The sequence below is a fragment of the Symbiopectobacterium sp. RP genome, assembly GCF_050472005.1.
Classification (GTDB): Bacteria; Pseudomonadota; Gammaproteobacteria; order Enterobacterales; family Enterobacteriaceae; genus Symbiopectobacterium.
The window spans coordinates 170,919-188,530 of the sequence record NZ_JBGOGS010000002.1 but is presented as its reverse complement, the minus strand read 5'-3'; the positions used below and the strand labels follow the sequence as shown (position 1 = coordinate 188,530).

The following is a 17,612-nucleotide window of genomic DNA, read 5'->3' as shown; positions in this document are numbered from 1 at the left end:
TGCGCAACGTGCTTTTGTCTAAACGGCGCTGGTGATATCAGCGTGTGCCGTACACCACGATGGTTTTGCCGTGTGCAGAGATCAGATTCTGATCTTCCAGCATTTTCAGAATACGGCCTACCGTTTCGCGAGAACAGCCAACAATCTGACCAATTTCCTGACGCGTGATCTTGATTTGCATCCCATCTGGGTGCGTCATGGCATCGGGTTGCTTCGCCAGGTTCAACAGCGTCTGCGCAATGCGGCCCGTGACATCCAAGAAGGCCAGGTTGCCCACTTTCTGAGAGGTCACCTGGAGGCGACGCGCCATCTGTGAGGAAAGACGCATCAGAATATCCGGGTTGACTTGGATCAACTGACGGAATTTTTTATAGGAGATTTCAGCGACTTCACAGGCAGTTTTTGCCCGTACCCATGCACTGCGTTCTTGGCCCTCTTCGAACAGGCCCAGTTCCCCAATAAAATCCCCTTGGTTGAGGTAGGAGAGGATCATTTCCTTGCCTTCTTCATCCTTGATCAGCACAGCCACTGAGCCTTTCACGATGTAGTAAAGCGTTTCTGCCTTTTCACCTTGGTGAATCAGCGTGCTCTTTGATGGATACTTGTGAATATGACAATGAGAAAGGAACCATTCAAGAGTCAGGTCTGTCTGCGGTTTGCCGAGAACCATTCGCTGTTATCCTCTGTTGTAATTCACTGCGCAAATTACAGGGTTCAGAGTTCCCTGTACGGCGTATTAACGTGCTAGTAGTAAAAATTCCGTGTTGGCGGACTGACATCAGGGAATATACTGGCCTCTGTATGGTGACGTCACGAACCGTTCTTACCGTCAGTATAAAACTGAAGGAACGGATTCTATTCCTGTTTGTAACACAGCTTGACGAGCCTGTCTCGTGTTGTCTCGCTTCAGCATGATTAAGCTCTAGTTATCGGCGGTTTTTATATATAACAGTGAGTAATTTTCAAATATAGCCAACCGACTTAAAAATGATTACAGCCAATGCCCTGATATGCAGCAAAAAAAGCATAGCTGGCTGTTATCAAAATAATGTCGCTTAGCTATAAATTTGAGGAGTTGTGGATGCAAGCGCGCGTAAAATGGGTCAGAAGATCTGACCTTTCTCGGTGAGTCGTCATCCGGGCATCAGATCCTAATGGATGGCAATGCTGGTGATAAAGCTGCCAGTCCGATGGAGATGGTGTTGATGGCGGCAGGAGGCTGTAGCGCCATTGATGTGGTGTCCATTTTGCAAAAGGGTCGCAATACGATTACCGGGTGTGAAGTCAAATTATCCTCGACGCGTCGTGAAGAAGCGCCGCGTCTGTTTACCCATATTAACCTGCATTTTGTCGTCACGGGCGTGGGGTTGACGGATAAAGTGGTTGAACGGGCGGTATCGCTGTCGCATAGTTTTCTGGCGGGCTGTGTGTTTTATCTCAGCCCGCGCTACGCCCTTCTGCCAGCCGTTTTACCAACGGTGCCATGATCAGTTCCATGGCGAGTCCCATTTTCCCCCCGGTACCACCAGCGTATTGATGTGTGAAATAAACGAGCCTTGCAGCATGGCCAGTAGGTAGGGATAGTCAATATGCTCGACGCCCTGGAAATGGATCACCACAAAGCTCTCGTCCAACGAAGGGATCGCCTTGGCTGCAAAGGGGTTTGAGGTATCGATCGTCGGTACGCGCTGGAAGTTGATATGGGTGCGAGAAAACTGCGGCGTGATATAGGTGATGTAATCCTCCATGGAACGCACCACCGAATCCATCACGGCTTCACGTGAGTGACCGCGTTCATTGATATCGCGAACCAGCTTTTGAATCCATTCCAGATTGACGATGGGGACCACGCCGACCAGTAGGTCAACGTGCTGGGCAACATCGTACTGGTCGGTGACCACCGCGCCGTGCAGACCCTCATAAAACAGCATATCGGTAGGATGCTGCATCGGCTCCCACGGCGTAAAGGTGCCGGGCACTTGATTGTAGGGGATCGCCTCATCGTAAGTGTGCAGGTATTTGCGTGTTTTTCCGGTACCGTTGCGGCCATATTCGATAAACGCCTGTTCAAGCAGGCTGAAATCGTTGGCCTCTGGGCCGAAATAGCTGATATGGCGGCCCAAATCTTTCGCTTTGCGAATCGCCATGTCCATTTCTGGCCGGGTATAACGGTGAAAGCTATCGCCTTCCAGTGAAGCGGCTTTTATCTGCAACTGCTGGAAGATCTTCCTGAACTCGAGGCTGGTCGTGGTGGTGCCTGCTCCACTGGAGTCGGTAACGGCAATGATCGGGTGTTGTTGCGACATGCGGTTGCACTCCGTCGGATTAGGCGTTTGACTAACATTGCTCTCACTGTATAACAGACCCGGTGACGCAAGACGACCCCCCGCACGTCAGGAAACGACTATTTATCACGTTACGGCGTATTTTCGTTTAGCTGGGTGCGCGGCATGATATTCAGCGTTTCATGCAGCTCTGACCACACCAGCACCACGTCGCCCGAGGCAAGCTGGCGACGAATATCCCTGACTTTTTCCTCCAGTGAACGCTCCTGCTCGCCGTAATCAGTGCCTTCACGTAATACAAAAGATTCAATAATATTTTGCAGCGTATCGCTATCAAGCTGCTGCCAGGGAATCATCATGCTGTTGCCTCTGCGGTGTCCGCCGATAGAAAGCGCGTGAACTAGGTCGGAATGCGTTGTTCCAGCCACATTTCCGGTTTCAGTAATGTACCACCGACAAACCCGACGTGCCCGCCGTGCGCTGTCAGCTGGTATTCGATGGTGTCGGGCAGGTGGCTGATGTCCGGGATCACCTCGGGTGTCATAAAAGGATCGTCCTGCGCATGGATGATCAGCGTCGGCGTGCGAATGGTGGGCAGCAACGCCAGTGCACTGTACTGATGGTAGTAGTCGGCAGCATCCTGAAAACCATGAATACGGGCAGTGATCGCATCATCAAACTCACGCAATCCCTTTATACGTCGCAACTGTGCCGGGATAATCGGTAACGAACCCGGGTAGCATGCCAGCTTACGCAGGGCATTCTGCTTTAACTGTCCGACAAGATGGCGCTGATAAATAAGGGAAAATCCCTTTTCTATCCTGCGGCTACAGGCGTCGAGATGAAACGGTGAGGAGACTATCGCCGCAGCTGAGAGCAACCGGGCTTCTTCCCGTTTAGCCAGCAGGCAAGCCAGCATATTGCCGCCCAGAGAAATGCCGATGGCAGCAGTCGGTGCTTCGCCTAGAGTATCCTGCATCCAGCGCAGCAGATAGCTGCCATCATCGGTTTCACCAGAATGGTATAGCAAAGCGACATTATTTTGATAACAATTAGCTGTATTTTTTTTCCACATATCAGGGCATTGGTTGTAATCATTTTTAAGTCGTTTGGCTATAGATACGATTCAGACGGTTGGGGCGGCCGCTACAGCCGCGAAAATGCATGATCACCGTCAGCCAGCCTTGCTCACGGCACGCTTGTAACAAACCGTGCGCATAGGGACTGTGAAAGCTGTCTTCCCGACCGTGAAATAGCACCACGCGGGGTTTATAGCGCGCGCCTTGAGGCGCTTCGCTCCAGGCCAGATCAACAAAATCGCCGTCAGGCAGATCGAGTTGTTGCCACACCGGCTGCAAACGGGCACGGCGGCGAATCAAGCGCGGCAACAGCGTTTGTATATGCGGGTTATCAGCCCCGCGTAACGGGCGAAATGTTGAGGACAACATGGGAATCGAAACGACCTCGGGAAATAATTGTGCGATATTCATCACACTGCGCTAACCTGCTTGCGCCGCTCGGCGAGCATTGCAGTGTAACAGGCAGGCTAACGTTCAGTCAGGTCAATAAATCATACCGTAACGGTGGGGACAAGGGGCAGTCAAAACGTGGAACAGGGCTTATTTTTATCGATGTTGACTTTTCTCTGGGTGGCGGTGATCACGCCTAGCCCGAATATAGCAAAACGACTTAAAAATGATTACAACCAATGCCCTGATATGTGGAAAAAAAATACAGCTAATTGTTATCAAAATAATGTCGCTTGGCTATAACATGCTGCTGACGACCTCCGGTGCCAACTTCGGCTTTATGCGATCGCTGTGGCTGATGGTGGGTATCATGCTCGGCATGCAGAGCATTTTACTGCTGGTGGCATTTGGCGTGGGCGGCATGATCCTGCTATATCACTCGTTGCACCTAATACTTAAAGTACTCGGCAGTCTCTACCTGCTGTGGCTGGCGTGGAAAATTGCCACGGCGGCCTACGAACGGCTGGAGGCCAGTGCACCGCCGCCGCAGCAGCCGCTGCGACTGTATCAAGGCTGGCTGCTTCAGTTTCTAAATCCCAAAGCCTGGCTAATGGCGCTGTGTTCAGTCGCAAGTTTCAGTCTGGCGGGCAGCGGCTATAACCATTCGGTGCTGCTGATAAGTTTTGGCATTGTGTTGGTTAATCTGGTTTCAGGCGTTATCTGGCTGGGTTTCGGCACGGCGATTGGCCGTTTATTGCGTAGCCGCAAAGCATGGGTGATTTTTAACGTCTCGATGGGCGTGCTTACCGCGGCCTGTGTACTGCTGATCTGGCACTGATGATCTGATTTTGTCTTTTAGTTTTTGTCGTTAATCGCGTAAAAAATCGCGCTGAGGTGGGCGTGTCCGCCGGATGAGCGGCATGGATGCTGCGAAAACCAGCGCCGCGCCGGGAGCGCGTCGCTGGTGGTCCGAGATGCGGATACGAACGCCGAAGAGACCGCGTAGCGGCGTGATTCCTCGCGTAAAGCCTGGAGCCACGAGGTGGCGGCGATTGAGCGCCTCGTGTCGGGCGCGGTTACAGAGGTAGCAGGAATCAGAGCCTGTTAACGCGCACGAAATATGCACTGTGCTAACAGATATCCCCTTTCAGGGGCCTGACTACCCCTCATTCAGCATCTGTTCTAGCTGCTCTTGCGCGTCCAGCCAAGCCATCTCTGCCTCTTCCTGTTCGCTTTTGAGTTTGGCCTGCTGTTGCAGGCATTCCGTCAGTTCGGCTTTGCGACTTTGGTCGTACAGTTCGCTGTCCGATAAACGCGCTTCGACTTTTGCCAACGCATCGGAGAGTTTCTCCATCTGCTGCTCATACTGAGTAATCTTTTTACGCAGCGGTTGGGTTTGGGTGCGCAGCTCCGCTTCGCGCCGCTTTTGATCTTTACGTGCCTGTGCGTTGTTGGTTGAGGCGGGTTTCTCGACGGATTCAGCGGCGCTGTTTTGGCGCTGCACGTCCGTTAGCCATTGCTGGTAATCCTCTAGGTCGCCATCAAACGGCTCCACTTTGCGATCGTGTACCAGATAGAGATCGTCCGTGGTGGATCGGATCAGATGTCGATAGTGGGAGATCACCACCAGCGCGCCTTCGAAATCGATCAACGCTTCTGTCAGTGCCTGACGCATGTCCAGATCGAGATGGTTGGTCGGTTCATCGAGCAACAGCAGGTTAGGGCGCTCCCACACGATCAATGCCAGCACCAAACGGGCTTTTTCACCGCCTGAGAAACGCTCGGTCACTTCCGTCACTTTGTCGCCCTGAAAACCGAAGCCGCCTAGGTAATCGCGCAGCTGCTGCTCGGTTTCCCGCTCCGCCAAACGGACCAGATGTTGCAGCGGGGATTCATCAGCACGCAGAAACTCAAGCTGATGCTGGGCGAAATAGCCGAGCTTAACGCCCTTCGCCAGCCCGATTTCGCCGTGCAACGGGGCCAGTTCGCCCGTTAGCAACTTGATCAGCGTCGATTTACCGGCACCATTGTGCCCCAGCAGGCCAATGCGTGAACCCGGCACCAGATTGAGCTTGATGGATTCCAGAATCAGTTTGTCACCGTAGCCTGCGCTCACCTTCTCCATGCGTAGCAACGGGTTCGGCAGCGACTCTGGCGCACGGAAACTGAAACGGAACGGGTTATCGACGTGTGCCGGGGCAATAAGCTCCATGCGCTCCAGCATTTTAATCCGGCTTTGAGCCTGCTTGGCTTTGGTAGCCTGTGCGCGAAAGCGATCGATATAGTGTTGCAAGTGCGCCACGCGCTCTTGCTGATGCTCATACAACGCCTGCTGCTGCGCTAAACACGTAGCGCGCTGGCGTTCGAACGAGGAGTAGTTCCCGGTGTATTCGAACAGCGTCTCCTGCTCGATGTGCAGGATCTTGTTGACGATAGGATCGAGGAAGTCGCGATCGTGGGAGATCAGCACCAGTGTTCCCGGATAGCTTTTCAGCCATTTCTCCAGCCAGATCACCGCGTCCAGATCGAGGTGGTTGGTCGGTTCGTCGAGCAGTAACAGGTCGGAGCGGCAAATCAGCGCCTGGGCCAGATTAAGGCGCATACGCCATCCGCCGGAAAAATCACGTACTGGCTGCTGCAATTGGGCCTGGGTAAAGCCAAGGCCATCGAGCAGGCTGGCGGCGCGCGCCGGAATACTCCAAGCTTGAATCGCATCCAGTTTGCCGTGTGCACGGGCGATGGCGTTACCATCTTTAATGTCGTTGGCGTGTTGAAGTTCAGCTTCTAACTGGCGAAATTCACGATCGCCGTCAATAACATAGTCAATGGTGGGCACATCCAGCGCGGGCGTTTCCTGATTGACCCAAGCCAGTGCCCAGTTACTCGGAAACGTGGCGCTGCCGCCATCGGCACCGATCTCGCCTTTTAGCAACGAGAGTAGCGTGGACTTGCCGCAGCCGTTTTTACCGACCAATCCAACCTTCTGGCCTGGATTGATGGTGGCGGTGGCGTTATCAAGCAAGACACGCACGCCGCGCCGAATTTGCAAAGTGGAGAAAACAATCATAAAGCGTCACATGTTCAGAGTATGTTAAATTATCACGGTTATCTTGGGACCGCGAACGTCCTGTTTGTCGTATCGTTATCGCGCAGCATGGTAGCGGAAAACCGCGCTCATGACGACGCTTTGGAGGGGAATGATGTCGCAGCCACCGAAGATTTTGCTGCTGTATGCCCATCCAGAATCGCAAGACTCGATAGCCAACCGGGTTTTGCTACAACCGGCGCACCAGTTAGCCCATGTTACCGTACACGATCTGTACGCTCACTATCCGGACTTTTTTGTTGATATTCACTACGAGCAACAGCTGCTACGCGAACATCAGGTGATTGTGTTTCAGCACCCACTCTATACTTACAGTTGCCCGGCGCTGCTAAAGGAGTGGTTTGACCGCGTGCTGTCGCGTGGGTTTGCCAATGGTATCGGTGGTAATGCATTGGCGGGCAAATATTGGCGTTCGGTAATCACCACGGGTGAGTCGGAAGAGAGCTATCACTTGGAAGGTAATAACCGCTTCAGTATGGAAGAGGTGCTGCGTCCGTTTGAAATGACGGCGGCCATGTGTCGTATGCATTGGCTACCGCCGCTGATGGTTTATTGGGCGCGCAGGTTGCCCGTCGATGTGCTGGCAAGCTACGCCGAGGCGTATAGCGAATGGCTGGCTTCCCCGTTACCCAAAATGGAGGGTGAGTGATGGAGAGTTCCCCCCTGCTGAGTGCGGGCATTCTGTTTCTGTTTGTCGCTGTACTGATGGTACCTATCGCTAGCCGATTGGGCATTGGTGCGGTATTGGGGTATTTGATTGCAGGTATCGCCATTGGTCCTTGGGGGCTGGGCTTTATCCGCGACGTTGACGCTATCCTGCATTTCTCTGAGCTTGGCGTGGTGTTCCTGATGTTTATCATTGGGCTGGAGCTGAATCCGCAAAAGTTATGGACATTACGGCGATCCATCTTCGGGATTGGTGCCGCTCAGGTTGGGTTCAGCGCGGCGGTCCTTGGCGGCTTACTTTACCTGACCTGCTTTTCCTGGCAATCAGCGCTGATTGGTGGCGTTGGGTTGGCGATGTCTTCCACCGCGATGGCGCTGCAGCTGATGCGCGAGAAGGGAATGAACCGCAGCGAATCCGGCCAGTTGGGGTTCGCGGTACTGCTGTTTCAGGACTTGGCGGTCATCCCCGCTCTGGCGTTGGTGCCAGTGCTGGCCGGAGTGCAGGGCGAAGTGACCGACTGGAAAGACGTTGCCATCAAGGTCGCGGCCTTTATCGGCATGTTGATAGGTGGACGCTATCTGGTGCGTCCGCTATTCCGGTTTATAGCCGCCTCCGGCGTGCGTGAAGTGTTTACCGCCGCGGCGCTGCTGCTGGTGCTTGGATCTGCGGTCTTTATGGATGCGTTGGGTTTCTCCATGGCGTTGGGCACCTTTATCGCAGGCGTGTTGTTGGCGGAAAGTGAGTATCGCCACGAGCTGGAAATTTCCATCGAGCCTTTTAAGGGATTGCTGCTCGGACTGTTTTTTATCTCCGTGGGCATGGCACTCGATCTGGGGGTGTTGTTTACCCACATCGACGAAGTGTTGCTGGGCGTATTCCTTCTGGTCACGGTGAAGGGCATCGTGCTGTACGTATTGGCGCGCGTGAACCGGATGCGGCGCTCTGAACGGCTTCAGTTCGCCGGGGTGCTGAGTCAGGGCGGGGAGTTTGCGTTTGTGCTGTTTTCTGCGGCAGCGGCGCACAAGGTGCTACAGGGTGAACAGCTTCCGTTGCTACTGGTCACGGTAACCCTCTCCATGATGACCAAGCCGCTGCTGATGCAGGGGATAGACCGCATTCTGGCGCATCGTTATAACGCTACGAAGGAGCATGACGAAAAGCATTATGTGCAAGATGACGAGCCGCAGGTGATCATTGTCGGGTTTGGGCGTTTTGGGCAGGTGATCGGGCGTTTGCTGATGGCGAACAAAATGCGCATCACGGTATTGGAACGTGATATCAGCGCCGTCAGCCTGATGCGCAGCTATGGTTACAAAGTGTACTACGGTGATGCCACTGAATTGGAACTGCTGCGGGCGGCCGGTGCTGAACAGGCGAGCGCGATTGTGATCACCTGTAATGAGCCGGAAGACACCATGGCCATCGTGCACCTGTGCCAAAAGCATTTTCCCAATCTGGAAATTCTGGCGCGCGCGCGCGGACGTGTTGAAGCCCATGAATTATTGCAGTCTGGTGTCAAACATTTCGCGCGTGAAACCTTTTCGAGTGCGCTGGAACTGGGGCGTAAAACGTTGACGTCGGTGGGGATGCATCCTCATCAGGCTTATCGGGCACAGCAGCATTTTCGGCGCTTGGATATGCGCATGCTGCGTGAATTGATGCCGATACGTCAGGGGGATGCCGATGTGGCGCAGGTTTCGCGCGTCAAAGAAGCGCGGCGGGAGTTGGAAGACATTTTCCAACGCGAAATGCAGCACGAGCGCCGTCGTCTGGATGACTGGGATGAGTACGAATAGCATGTGTCGCATGCAGCGAGGAAGGCAAGATGCAACGTAAACGGTTTATCGCGGGTGCCGTGTGTCCTCAGTGTCAGGCACAGGATACGCTGGCCGTAGGGCAGGAAGATCATGTAGATGTGGTCACCTGCGTCAAGTGTGGCTATCGTCAGAGCCAGTCAGATCCGCCTCCAGCTGCGCCAGAGCGGCAGGGCGAGCATATCATCGGCATTTTTCATCCTGATTGATTGGTGGGTCATTTTTTTATCCCAGACGGTACATGGGGATTTTTTTCAGCTACAATTTGCGCCAGTTTTGATTTCCAACGGTAGGAGATGTCATGAAAGTTGCAAAAAATCTGGTGGTCAGCTTGGCCTACCAGGTACGTACAGAAGATGGTGTATTGGTTGATGAGTCTCCGGTGAGCGCGACGTTGGACTACCTGCACGGTCACGGTTCCCTGATTTCTGGCCTAGAAAAAGCGCTTGAAGGCCGCGAAGTGGGTGACAAGTTTGACGTTGCTGTCGGCTCTAACGACTCCTACGGCGAATACGATGAAAACCTGGTGCAGCGCGTACTGAAAGACGTCTTCATGGGTGTTGATGAGCTGCAAGTGGGCATGCGTTTCCTGGCTGATACCGATCAGGGTCAGGTACCGGTTGAAATCACTGAAGTGGAAGATGACCACGTAGTGGTTGACGGTAACCACATGCTGGCAGGTCAAAACCTGAAGTTCAACGTCGAAGTGGTTGCTATCCGTGAAGCCACGGAAGAAGAGATCGCACACGGTCACGTACACGGCGAGCACGATCATCATCATGAGCACGGTGAAGGTTGCTGTGGTGGTCACGAACACGGACACGGTAAAGGCGGCTGCGGTGGTCATGGCGGCTGCGGTTGCCATTGATTTTCGGCGTATGCCCGTGAGGCGTGTCCTCACCGTTACAAACCCGGAGCGCTAGGCGCGGCCGGGTTTTTTTCGTGTTGCAACCTGCGCCATTAGCACTGAACGTGTTGATTTTACCCATCTTTCATCGTGTTATTTTCGCATTACGCTTTCCTGCTTTTCTGCCCAACTAGGGATGTTCATCACATAACCGGTTAAAAGCCTCGGAGGGCTTATTGACACTTATCGGTGCTTTGGCGAACAATCTGCAAACGTTCCCGAGAATGTTATATAGCCAACCGACTTAATTTTGATTACACCATATGGACTGAGAACAAAATCTCTGTATCGCAACCACTCTCTCTTTTTTTGCTTTTTGCTTGTGCCCATTTATGCTCAATTGGGTTAAGATCTGGCGAATATGTAGGCAAATACTCCACCATATACCCTGCATCGATGATGACTTGTTGAATATTATGTTTTTTGTGAAAAGTTGCATTGTCCATCACGATTACCCTGTTTTTAGGGAGTACTGGGATAAGGACTTGTGTGACCCAGGAATAGAAAACATCGCTGTTAATATTGATATCAAATAATCCGATAGCAAACAGCGTTGTGCCTAATAACGCGCCGATAACATTTGTTTTTCCCTTGGCTCCCCAGTTCTTCAGGCCAAAACACCGTTGACCTTTTGGGGAATAGCCGTGAGTCCGTGGGGTATCGTGTGGAAAACCACTTTCATCAATAAAAACAATGGGTTTACCTTCTTTTTCATACTGTTGTATTTTTTGTTGAAATGCTTGCCGGGCGCTTTCGTCGGTTTTCGGATGATGTAGAGTTTTTTTATAGCCAAGCGACATTATTTTGATAACAATTAGCTGTATTTTTTTGCCACATATCAGGGCATTGGCTGTAATCATTTTTAAGTCGGTTGGCTATATAGGTCAATTCCAGCTTTTTAAGAGCTTGCCAAATGGCCTTCTGACAAACGCCAAAACGCTCTGCACGTTCTTTTTGGTAAGCATCTGGATATGGTTCAACATCTTTTATCAACTCGGATTTATCGCTCTTTCGCTGACGCGTGGTCGATGCTTTTGACGCTATTTGATTAATCCAACGCGATACAGAGGCAGGGCTAATCCGAAATTGCTTCGCTGTTTCTCGGATACTCAACCCTTCTTCTTCCCGTGTAGATATCACTTTACGTCTAAAATCAATTGAATAGCTCATTTAAATAATGTAATCAAAATTAAGTCGTTTAGCTATAAGCAGAACGGTGACATCAATATTCAGCGATCGTCACCTAGAACGTTTGATTCGCGATCTCGATCTACGACGTGGTTTGGCGTTGCCGCCTGAAACGGCGAGTGGAGCCAGTGAGCGTTGATGGGTTGAGGTTTGCTCCCCACGGGGACGTGGGGAGTATGGCGATCAGTGGATCAATAGTATGAATGTTCGCCGCGCTGGTGCTCTGTCAAATCGCGCACGCCTTTCAGCTCAGGGAATTTCTCTAGCAGCTCTTTCTCTATCCCTTCTTTCAGCGTGTAATCGACCATTGAACAGCCGTTGCAACCGCCGCCGAATTGCAGGATAGCCAAGCCATCATCGGTGATTTCCATCAGCGTTATACTACCACCGTGCCCGGCCAACTGAGGGTTGATCTGGGATTGCAGCACATACTCCACGCGTTCCATCAACGGCGCATCGTCACCCACTTTGCGCATTTTTGCGTTAGGCGCTTTCAGCGTCAGTTGAGAGCCCAACTGATCGGTAACGAAGTCGATTTCAGCATCTTCCAAGTAAGGTGCACTCAGTTCATCCACGTAGGCGGAAAGTTTCTCGAACTTCAGTTCAGTGTCGGAAGCTTCCACCGCATCCGGCGGACAATAGGAAACGCCACACTCAGCGTTAGGCGTGCCCGGATTGATAACGAAGACGCGAATTTGTGTGCCTTCTTCTTGTTTTACCAGCAGTTTGACAAAGTGGTCTTGTGCAGAGTCGGTAATACGGATCATAGTGGGTTAACTCAATAGTTGACTACGCTTATCGGTCATAATACGCCCATCGTGGCGTTATAGCCAACCGACATTATTTTGATAACAGCCAGCTATGCTTTTTTGCCGCATATCAGGGTATCTGTTGTAATCATTTTTAAGTCGGTTTGCTATAACTCCAATTCATTCACGGTAAATGCCATTTATGGCAACAAAGGCGCTCACGCATCGAGCAGCGTGCGGTACAGGCACCACACCTGAATATGCGCGACCCCCTGTGCCTGTAAAACGCGGCAGATCTCTGTCACCGTATTGCCGGTGGTCACCACGTTATCCACCAGCGCCACCCGCAGCCCAGAGAGATCCTGGTCGCAAGCAAACACATGACGCAGGTTGTAGCGCCGCTCAGAGGCGCACAGGTGCTGTTGCAGGGGTGTATGACGCACACGCCTGAGCGCATGTGGATGATATAGCAAAGCGACTTAATTTTGATTACACCATATGGACTGAGAACAAAATCTCTGTATCGCAACCACTCTCTCTTTTTTTGCTTTTTGCTTGTGCCCATTTATGCTCAATGGGGTTAAGATCTGGCGAATATGTAGGCAAATACTCCAGCATATACCCTGCATCGATGATGACTTGTTGAATATTATGTTTTTTGTGAAAAGTTGCATTGTCCATCACGATTACCCTGTTTTTAGGGAGTACTGGGATAAGGACTTGTGTGACCTAGGAATAGAAAGAGTTATTAGCAAATCTGGTGTATGGCGATCAGGCTACGTTCCGCTCCGATGCTTCGTGAATCTGTTCTCCATCCTTAAATTGGACGTTGCTTACAACTAGGGTCAGCAGGTCAAATCCTCTTAGTCGGTTCCAGCTTTTCTGAGCAGACTGGAGCAGCTTAAATATAGCCAAGCGACATTATTTTGATAACAATTAGCTGTATTTTTTTGCCACATATTAGGGCATTGGCTGTAATCATTTTTAAGTCGGTTGGCTATATATGGTGGAGTATTTGCCTACATATTCGCCAGATCTTAACCCCATTGAGCATAAATGGGCACAAGCAAAAAGCAAAAAAAGAGAGAGTGGTTGCGATACAGAGATTTTGTTCTCAGTCCATATGGTGTAATCAAAATTAAGTCGCTTGGCTATAGCGCAGCGGAAGAAGACCTTCTATTTTGCACACCTGTGCCCCCAAACAAACCTTTCGATGCAGGCGATTGTCCGGGGTAATGATGTCAACGACGTGTTAACGCCATGACATTTCAGTGACAAGTAAAGCACCTCAGCGGAGAGGGCCACTGAGGTATAGACAACCGACTTAAAAATGATTACAGCCAATGCCCTAATATGTGGCAAAAAAATACAGCTAATTGTTATCAAAATAATGTCGCTTGGCTATAGCTAATAAACATATCTAAAACGGTCATTTCCGCGCAGACAGGAATCTCTTGCAGGTGAAACGCGTTTCTTCTCACAGAGATCCCCGGCTTTCGCCGAGGATGATGAGGGGCAACATGGTTTTGTCATCAATCTGAGCGGCCAAAGGCCGCCCTGTTTCAGAGGCGTTTACTACAGCAATTGCGCCAATCGGTTGAGATCCGACTGAATCGCCCCGGCCGTTACATCGCGCCCGGCACCCGGCCCGCGAATCACCAGCGGGTTGTCGCGATACCATCGGCTTTCGATCGCGAAGACGTTGTCACACGGCAGCAGGGAAGCCAGCGGATGATCCGGTCGCACCGCTTCCACGCCCACACGCGCTTTGCCGCTAACATCGAAACGCGCTACGTGACGCAGCACCAACCCCATTTCCTGCGCCGCTTCCAGACGCTGTACCATCTGCTCGTTGAGCGAATCGCCATTTTCAAAAAACTGATCGATCGACCCCGCTTCACTGCCCGCAGGCGCCAGTGATTCCACCCGCACCTGATTGGGTTCGATGTCATAACCCGCTTCGCGCACTAAAATCACCAGTTTGCGCATTACGTCCTGCCCGGAAAGATCGACGCGCGGGTCCGGCTCCGTCAGCCCCTGTTGCCAGGCCTGATCCACCAGTTCGGTGAACGGTACGCTGCCATCAAATTGCAGGAACAGCCACGACAAAGTGCCGGAGAAGATGCCGCTGATGGCTAAAATGCTGTCACCGCTGTCGCGCAGATCGTGCACCGCATAGTTCACCGGCAGCCCTGCACCCACCGTAGCGTTATACAGCCAGTGACGTCCGGTTTTGGCAAAGGCATCGCGGATCTGGCGATAACGATCGCCACTGGATGCCCCCACAATCTTATTGGCGCTGATCACGTGAAAACCGTAGCTGGCGAAATCGAGATAGAGATCTGATACCGCTTCACTGGCGGTCACATCCAACACCACTAGGTCATCGTAGGGATGAGCACGCATCCACAGGAAGAGATCTTCCCCATCACGCTCCTGCGCTTCATCATCAAAGAAGGCCAGCACGCGAGTGGCTTCCAGACCGTCGTAGTTCAGCAGGCTACGCGTGCTGTCTACTACGCCCGCCAGCACAAACTCAAAGCCGGTACGCGCCGAAATCAGCGCCTGCTCGTGCGCAAACAGCTCCAGCCAGCGGGAGCCAATATTGCCCTTGCCGAACAGTACCAACCCGATTCGTTTTTCTGCACGGAATAACGACTGATGCAAACCACGAATCAAATGCTCCGTCGGGCCCACGCGCAGTACCGCTACCAGGCTAATGCCATCGTCGGACTGCCAAAAAAACTCGATGGGCTGATCTTTTAACTGCTGATAAAAACGGTGGCTGTGCAGCGGGTTACGGCACACGCCGGCCCCAACCATGGCCACCAGCGCTGATCCTTCACGCAGCGTGAACGTCACGGGCAATCCGGCCTGTTCCAATGCATGCCAGGCGCTGTCCACCACTTCCGAGGTGTAACACAACTGCACCAGATTGCGATCGGCGTGCACGCCAATCGCTAGAGGACGCACTTGCGCACGGCTAACGTATTGTTCGATCTCTTTGTGCACGCGCGCAAAATCATGCTGTGTAGGTATCTGCACGTCGATCAGACAAACGTCATCGTGGCTGGTGACAATCTTCGCCCCCGTGCCCGACGCTAACACGCGTTCAATGCGCGTAGAGCCTTGTTCCGGGTTGTAACTGCAACGTAATTGCAGATCGATATCGCTTGCTGACACTGGCTGCAAGGTGCGTGCATGCAGCACCGGCGCTGCCAGACGCGCCAGTTCGCTGGCCTCATCAAGGCGCAGCAGAGGCAGCAAACAGGCATCTTTCACCTTACGGGGATCGGCACTGTAAACACCGGCCACATCGCTCCAAATGGTCACACGCTCCACGCCCGCCAGCGCACCAATTTGCGTCGCCGAATAGTCACTGCCGTTGCGCCCCAGCAAGACCGTTTCACCGGCTTCGTTGCGGCTGATAAAACCGGTCACCACCAGCCTTTGCCCCGCATGCTGCGTCAACAACTGTTGCAGCAGCGGCCAGGAGCGACCTTCGTCCACCTGCGGCTGTGCAGCCCGTTCAGCGCGTAAAAAGTCGCGGGCGTCCAGCCAGTTGGCATCGATGTTGCTCAAGTTCAGTACCGCCGCCATCAGGTGCGCAGACCAAATTTCACCGTGCCCCACTACTTCGGCATAAACCGCATCGGTCACGCCACCATCTAGCAGCGCCGACAGACGCTCCAGATCGCGGATAAAAAGAGTGGTCAACCGCTCTGCGGCATCCGCAGGCAGCAAACCGGCAATCAAATCGCTTTGGTAACGACGCAGCGCCTGCTGCACCTGATGGGCAGACAGACGATCACTCTGGCTCAGTTTCAACCAGCTAATCAGTTGGTTGGTTGTGCCGCCAGCGGCTGACACCACCATCAAATCGCCGGGGCTGCTATACTCGGCCATAATCCCCGCGACACGTTGATAACACTTCACATCTGCCAGACTGCTGCCGCCAAATTTATGCAGTTGGCGGCCAGAAACCGCAGCTGATACGCCTAACGCACTCATGCTGCTCCCTCAGTTGCCACCCGAAATGCTCGATCCAGATCTGCAACCAGATCGTCACCGTCTTCAATGCCGACCGAAATACGCAGCAGAGTTTCGGAGATACCTGCTGCCGCACGCGCTTCCGGTGCCATGCACGCATGGGTCATGGTGGCTGCATGAGAAATCAGGCTTTCCATGCCGCCCAGCGATTCTGCCAGTGTAAACAGTTCCAACTCCCCTAGGAAACGGCGCAGGGTGTCTTCATCACCGTTCAGTTCAAAGCTCAACATGGTACCGAAACCGGACTGCTGACGACGTGCAATCTCATGACCGGGATTGTTCGGCAGCGAAGGGTGATAAAGCTTTTTCACCAGCGGCTGCGTTTTCAGGTAATCAATCAGTTGCAGCGCATTTTTCTGCGCAGCGGCCATACGAGGGCCCAAGGTATGCAATCCGCACAGCAGCAGATATAGCCAAGCGACGTTATTTTGATAACAATTAGCTGTATTTTTTTGCCACATATCAGGGCATTGGCTGTAATCATTTTTAAGTCGGTTGGCTATAACTGTCAAACGCCGCCCCCGTCACACCAATATTGTTCGCCCACCAAGCAAGTTCCGTCACCACCGCCGGATCGTTGGCAATCACCGTGCCAGCCACCACATCGGAGTGGCCATTGAGATATAGCCAACCGACTTAAAAATGATTACAGCCAATGCCCTGATATGTGGCAAAAAAATACAGCTAATTGTTATCAAAATAACGTCGCTTGGCTATACTTGGTGCAGGAGTGAACCAGCAAATCCGCCCCCAATGCCAACGGACATTGCAACGCCGGGCTCAGGAAGGTGTTGTCCACCACGCTGACCGCACCCGCATCACGCGCTGCCTGACAAATGGTGGCGATATCCACCACACGCAGCAACGGGTTGCTGGGGCTTTCCACCAGCACCAGTTTGGGTTTCTCTTCCAGTGCCGCTGCCAGCGCGGCCGAATCCCCCTGATCGACAAATTTTACGCGAAATGCACCGCGCTTACTGAGGCTGTCAAACAAACGGTAGCTACCGCCATAACAATCATGAGGCGCAACCAACAAATCACCCGGACGCAGAAACACAGTGCACACCAGCAAAATGGCTGACATGCCGCTGCTGGTCATTACTGATCCAGCCCCGCCTTCCAATTCCGTCAACGCACGCTGCACCACATCATGCGTCGGGTTATCGCGACGCGAGTAATCATGGGCTCTTGGCTGGTTGAAACCGGTGAGGTTGTAGGTGCTGGAGAGATGAATCGGCGGAACTACACAGCCGTATTGTTCATCATCATTAAGTCCGCTACGAACAGCGATCGTTGCTTGTTTACGCGTCATGGTCATTTTCCTAACTGGCGGCAGGGTATAGGCTCTCAAGAGTATAGCTAAACAACTTAATTTTG

At 52.6% G+C, this 17,612-nt stretch carries 15 protein-coding genes and 6 pseudogenes; 8 read left to right on the top strand and 13 right to left on the bottom strand.

Features of this window, described 5'->3' with window-relative positions; translation table 11 throughout:
• Positions 1 to 37 precede the first annotated feature (37 nt).
• Positions 38 to 670, bottom strand: coding sequence for a cAMP-activated global transcriptional regulator CRP (gene crp / locus ACD630_RS18910; protein ID WP_430360279.1), 633 nt, complete (start codon positions 668 to 670; stop codon positions 38 to 40).
• Positions 671 to 1,081: 411 nt separating this feature from the next.
• Here crp and ACD630_RS18905 point away from each other — a divergent pair.
• Positions 1,082 to 1,406, top strand: a pseudogene (locus ACD630_RS18905) (OsmC family protein); the annotation flags it as partial.
• 31 nt (positions 1,407 to 1,437) lie between these two features.
• Here the strand turns inward: ACD630_RS18905 and ACD630_RS18900 are convergent.
• The 3 genes and pseudogenes from ACD630_RS18900 to ACD630_RS18890 all read right to left on the bottom strand — a co-directional run bounded on the left by ACD630_RS18900 (position 1,438) and on the right by ACD630_RS18890 (position 3,730).
• Positions 1,438 to 2,306, bottom strand: a pseudogene (locus ACD630_RS18900) (phosphoribulokinase).
• A gap of 110 nt (positions 2,307 to 2,416) precedes the next feature.
• Positions 2,417 to 2,644 carry a YheU family protein gene (locus tag ACD630_RS18895; protein ID WP_196908059.1) on the bottom strand — a complete coding sequence of 76 codons (228 nt, stop codon included), beginning with the start codon at positions 2,642 to 2,644 and terminating at the stop codon, positions 2,417 to 2,419.
• A 41-nt stretch (positions 2,645 to 2,685) separates the two neighbouring features.
• Positions 2,686 to 3,730, bottom strand: a pseudogene (locus ACD630_RS18890) (hydrolase).
• A gap of 162 nt (positions 3,731 to 3,892) precedes the next feature.
• Between ACD630_RS18890 and ACD630_RS18885 the strand changes: the two are divergent.
• Positions 3,893 to 4,592 (top strand): annotated as a pseudogene (locus ACD630_RS18885) (LysE family translocator).
• A gap of 321 nt (positions 4,593 to 4,913) precedes the next feature.
• Here ACD630_RS18885 and ACD630_RS18880 read toward each other — a convergent pair.
• Positions 4,914 to 6,821 (bottom strand): ABC transporter ATP-binding protein, encoded by a 1,908-nt coding sequence (locus ACD630_RS18880; protein ID WP_430360278.1) that lies wholly within the window; start codon positions 6,819 to 6,821, stop codon positions 4,914 to 4,916.
• A gap of 133 nt (positions 6,822 to 6,954) precedes the next feature.
• Here ACD630_RS18880 and kefG point away from each other — a divergent pair, with 133 nt between their 5' ends.
• From kefG to slyD, 4 genes are all read left to right on the top strand, one after another.
• A complete protein-coding gene (gene kefG, locus ACD630_RS18875; RefSeq protein WP_430361187.1) occupies positions 6,955 to 7,509 on the top strand; it encodes a glutathione-regulated potassium-efflux system ancillary protein KefG in 555 nt (184 codons plus the stop codon).
• The gene (gene kefB, locus ACD630_RS18870; RefSeq protein ID WP_430361186.1) at positions 7,509 to 9,323 is read left to right on the top strand and encodes a glutathione-regulated potassium-efflux system protein KefB; all 1,815 of its coding nucleotides are present in this window, start codon (positions 7,509 to 7,511) and stop codon (positions 9,321 to 9,323) included. The genes kefG and kefB overlap by 1 nt, the downstream gene beginning before the upstream one ends.
• A gap of 29 nt (positions 9,324 to 9,352) precedes the next feature.
• Positions 9,353 to 9,550 carry a YheV family putative zinc ribbon protein gene (locus ACD630_RS18865; protein WP_430360277.1) on the top strand — a complete coding sequence of 66 codons (198 nt, stop codon included), beginning with the start codon at positions 9,353 to 9,355 and terminating at the stop codon, positions 9,548 to 9,550.
• 92 nt (positions 9,551 to 9,642) lie between these two features.
• Positions 9,643 to 10,209, top strand: coding sequence for a peptidylprolyl isomerase (slyD, locus tag ACD630_RS18860; RefSeq protein ID WP_430360276.1), 567 nt, complete (start codon positions 9,643 to 9,645; stop codon positions 10,207 to 10,209).
• Between the two features lie 293 nt (positions 10,210 to 10,502).
• Here the strand turns inward: slyD and ACD630_RS18855 are convergent, their stop codons facing one another.
• From ACD630_RS18855 to nfuA, 3 genes are all read right to left on the bottom strand, one after another.
• The gene (locus ACD630_RS18855; protein ID WP_430360275.1) at positions 10,503 to 11,108 is read right to left on the bottom strand and encodes an IS630 family transposase; all 606 of its coding nucleotides are present in this window, start codon (positions 11,106 to 11,108) and stop codon (positions 10,503 to 10,505) included.
• Positions 11,032 to 11,418: an IS630 transposase-related protein gene (locus tag ACD630_RS18850; RefSeq protein WP_430360274.1), complete on the bottom strand. Its 387-nt coding sequence runs from the start codon at positions 11,416 to 11,418 to the stop codon at positions 11,032 to 11,034. The genes ACD630_RS18855 and ACD630_RS18850 overlap by 77 nt, the downstream gene beginning before the upstream one ends.
• Positions 11,419 to 11,627: 209 nt before the next feature.
• Positions 11,628 to 12,203, bottom strand: a complete 576-nt coding sequence (gene nfuA / locus ACD630_RS18845) for a Fe-S biogenesis protein NfuA (RefSeq protein WP_430360273.1) — start codon at positions 12,201 to 12,203, stop codon at positions 11,628 to 11,630.
• Between the two features lie 78 nt (positions 12,204 to 12,281).
• Between nfuA and ACD630_RS18840 the strand changes: the two genes are divergently transcribed.
• The gene (locus ACD630_RS18840) at positions 12,282 to 12,443 is read left to right on the top strand and encodes a hypothetical protein (RefSeq protein WP_430360272.1); all 162 of its coding nucleotides are present in this window, start codon (positions 12,282 to 12,284) and stop codon (positions 12,441 to 12,443) included.
• A gap of 61 nt (positions 12,444 to 12,504) precedes the next feature.
• On the opposite strand, the gene ACD630_RS18835 is transcribed toward ACD630_RS18840, so the two are convergent.
• From ACD630_RS18835 to ACD630_RS18825, 3 genes and pseudogenes are all read right to left on the bottom strand, one after another.
• Positions 12,505 to 12,750, bottom strand: a complete 246-nt coding sequence (locus tag ACD630_RS18835) for a hypothetical protein (RefSeq protein ID WP_430360271.1) — start codon at positions 12,748 to 12,750, stop codon at positions 12,505 to 12,507.
• Positions 12,675 to 12,866 (bottom strand): transposase, encoded by a 192-nt coding sequence (locus tag ACD630_RS18830; protein WP_430360270.1) that lies wholly within the window; start codon positions 12,864 to 12,866, stop codon positions 12,675 to 12,677. Before ACD630_RS18830 ends, ACD630_RS18835 begins: the two co-directional genes overlap by 76 nt.
• Positions 12,867 to 12,956: 90 nt before the next feature.
• Positions 12,957 to 13,094 (bottom strand): annotated as a pseudogene (locus ACD630_RS18825) (IS256 family transposase); the annotation flags it as partial.
• Between the two features lie 94 nt (positions 13,095 to 13,188).
• Between ACD630_RS18825 and ACD630_RS18820 the strand changes: the two are divergent.
• On the top strand, positions 13,189 to 13,317 hold the full coding sequence (locus ACD630_RS18820; RefSeq protein WP_430359511.1) for a transposase: 129 nt from the start codon (positions 13,189 to 13,191) through the stop codon (positions 13,315 to 13,317).
• A 443-nt stretch (positions 13,318 to 13,760) separates the two neighbouring features.
• Here the strand turns inward: ACD630_RS18820 and ACD630_RS18815 are convergent, their stop codons facing one another.
• Both ACD630_RS18815 and ACD630_RS18810 read right to left on the bottom strand, forming a co-directional pair.
• On the bottom strand, positions 13,761 to 16,196 hold the full coding sequence (locus ACD630_RS18815; RefSeq protein WP_430360269.1) for a bifunctional aspartate kinase/homoserine dehydrogenase II: 2,436 nt from the start codon (positions 16,194 to 16,196) through the stop codon (positions 13,761 to 13,763).
• A pseudogene (locus ACD630_RS18810) lies at positions 16,193 to 17,547 on the bottom strand (aminotransferase class I/II-fold pyridoxal phosphate-dependent enzyme). Before ACD630_RS18810 ends, ACD630_RS18815 begins: the two are co-directional and overlap by 4 nt.
• Between the last annotated feature and the right edge of the window lie 65 nt (positions 17,548 to 17,612).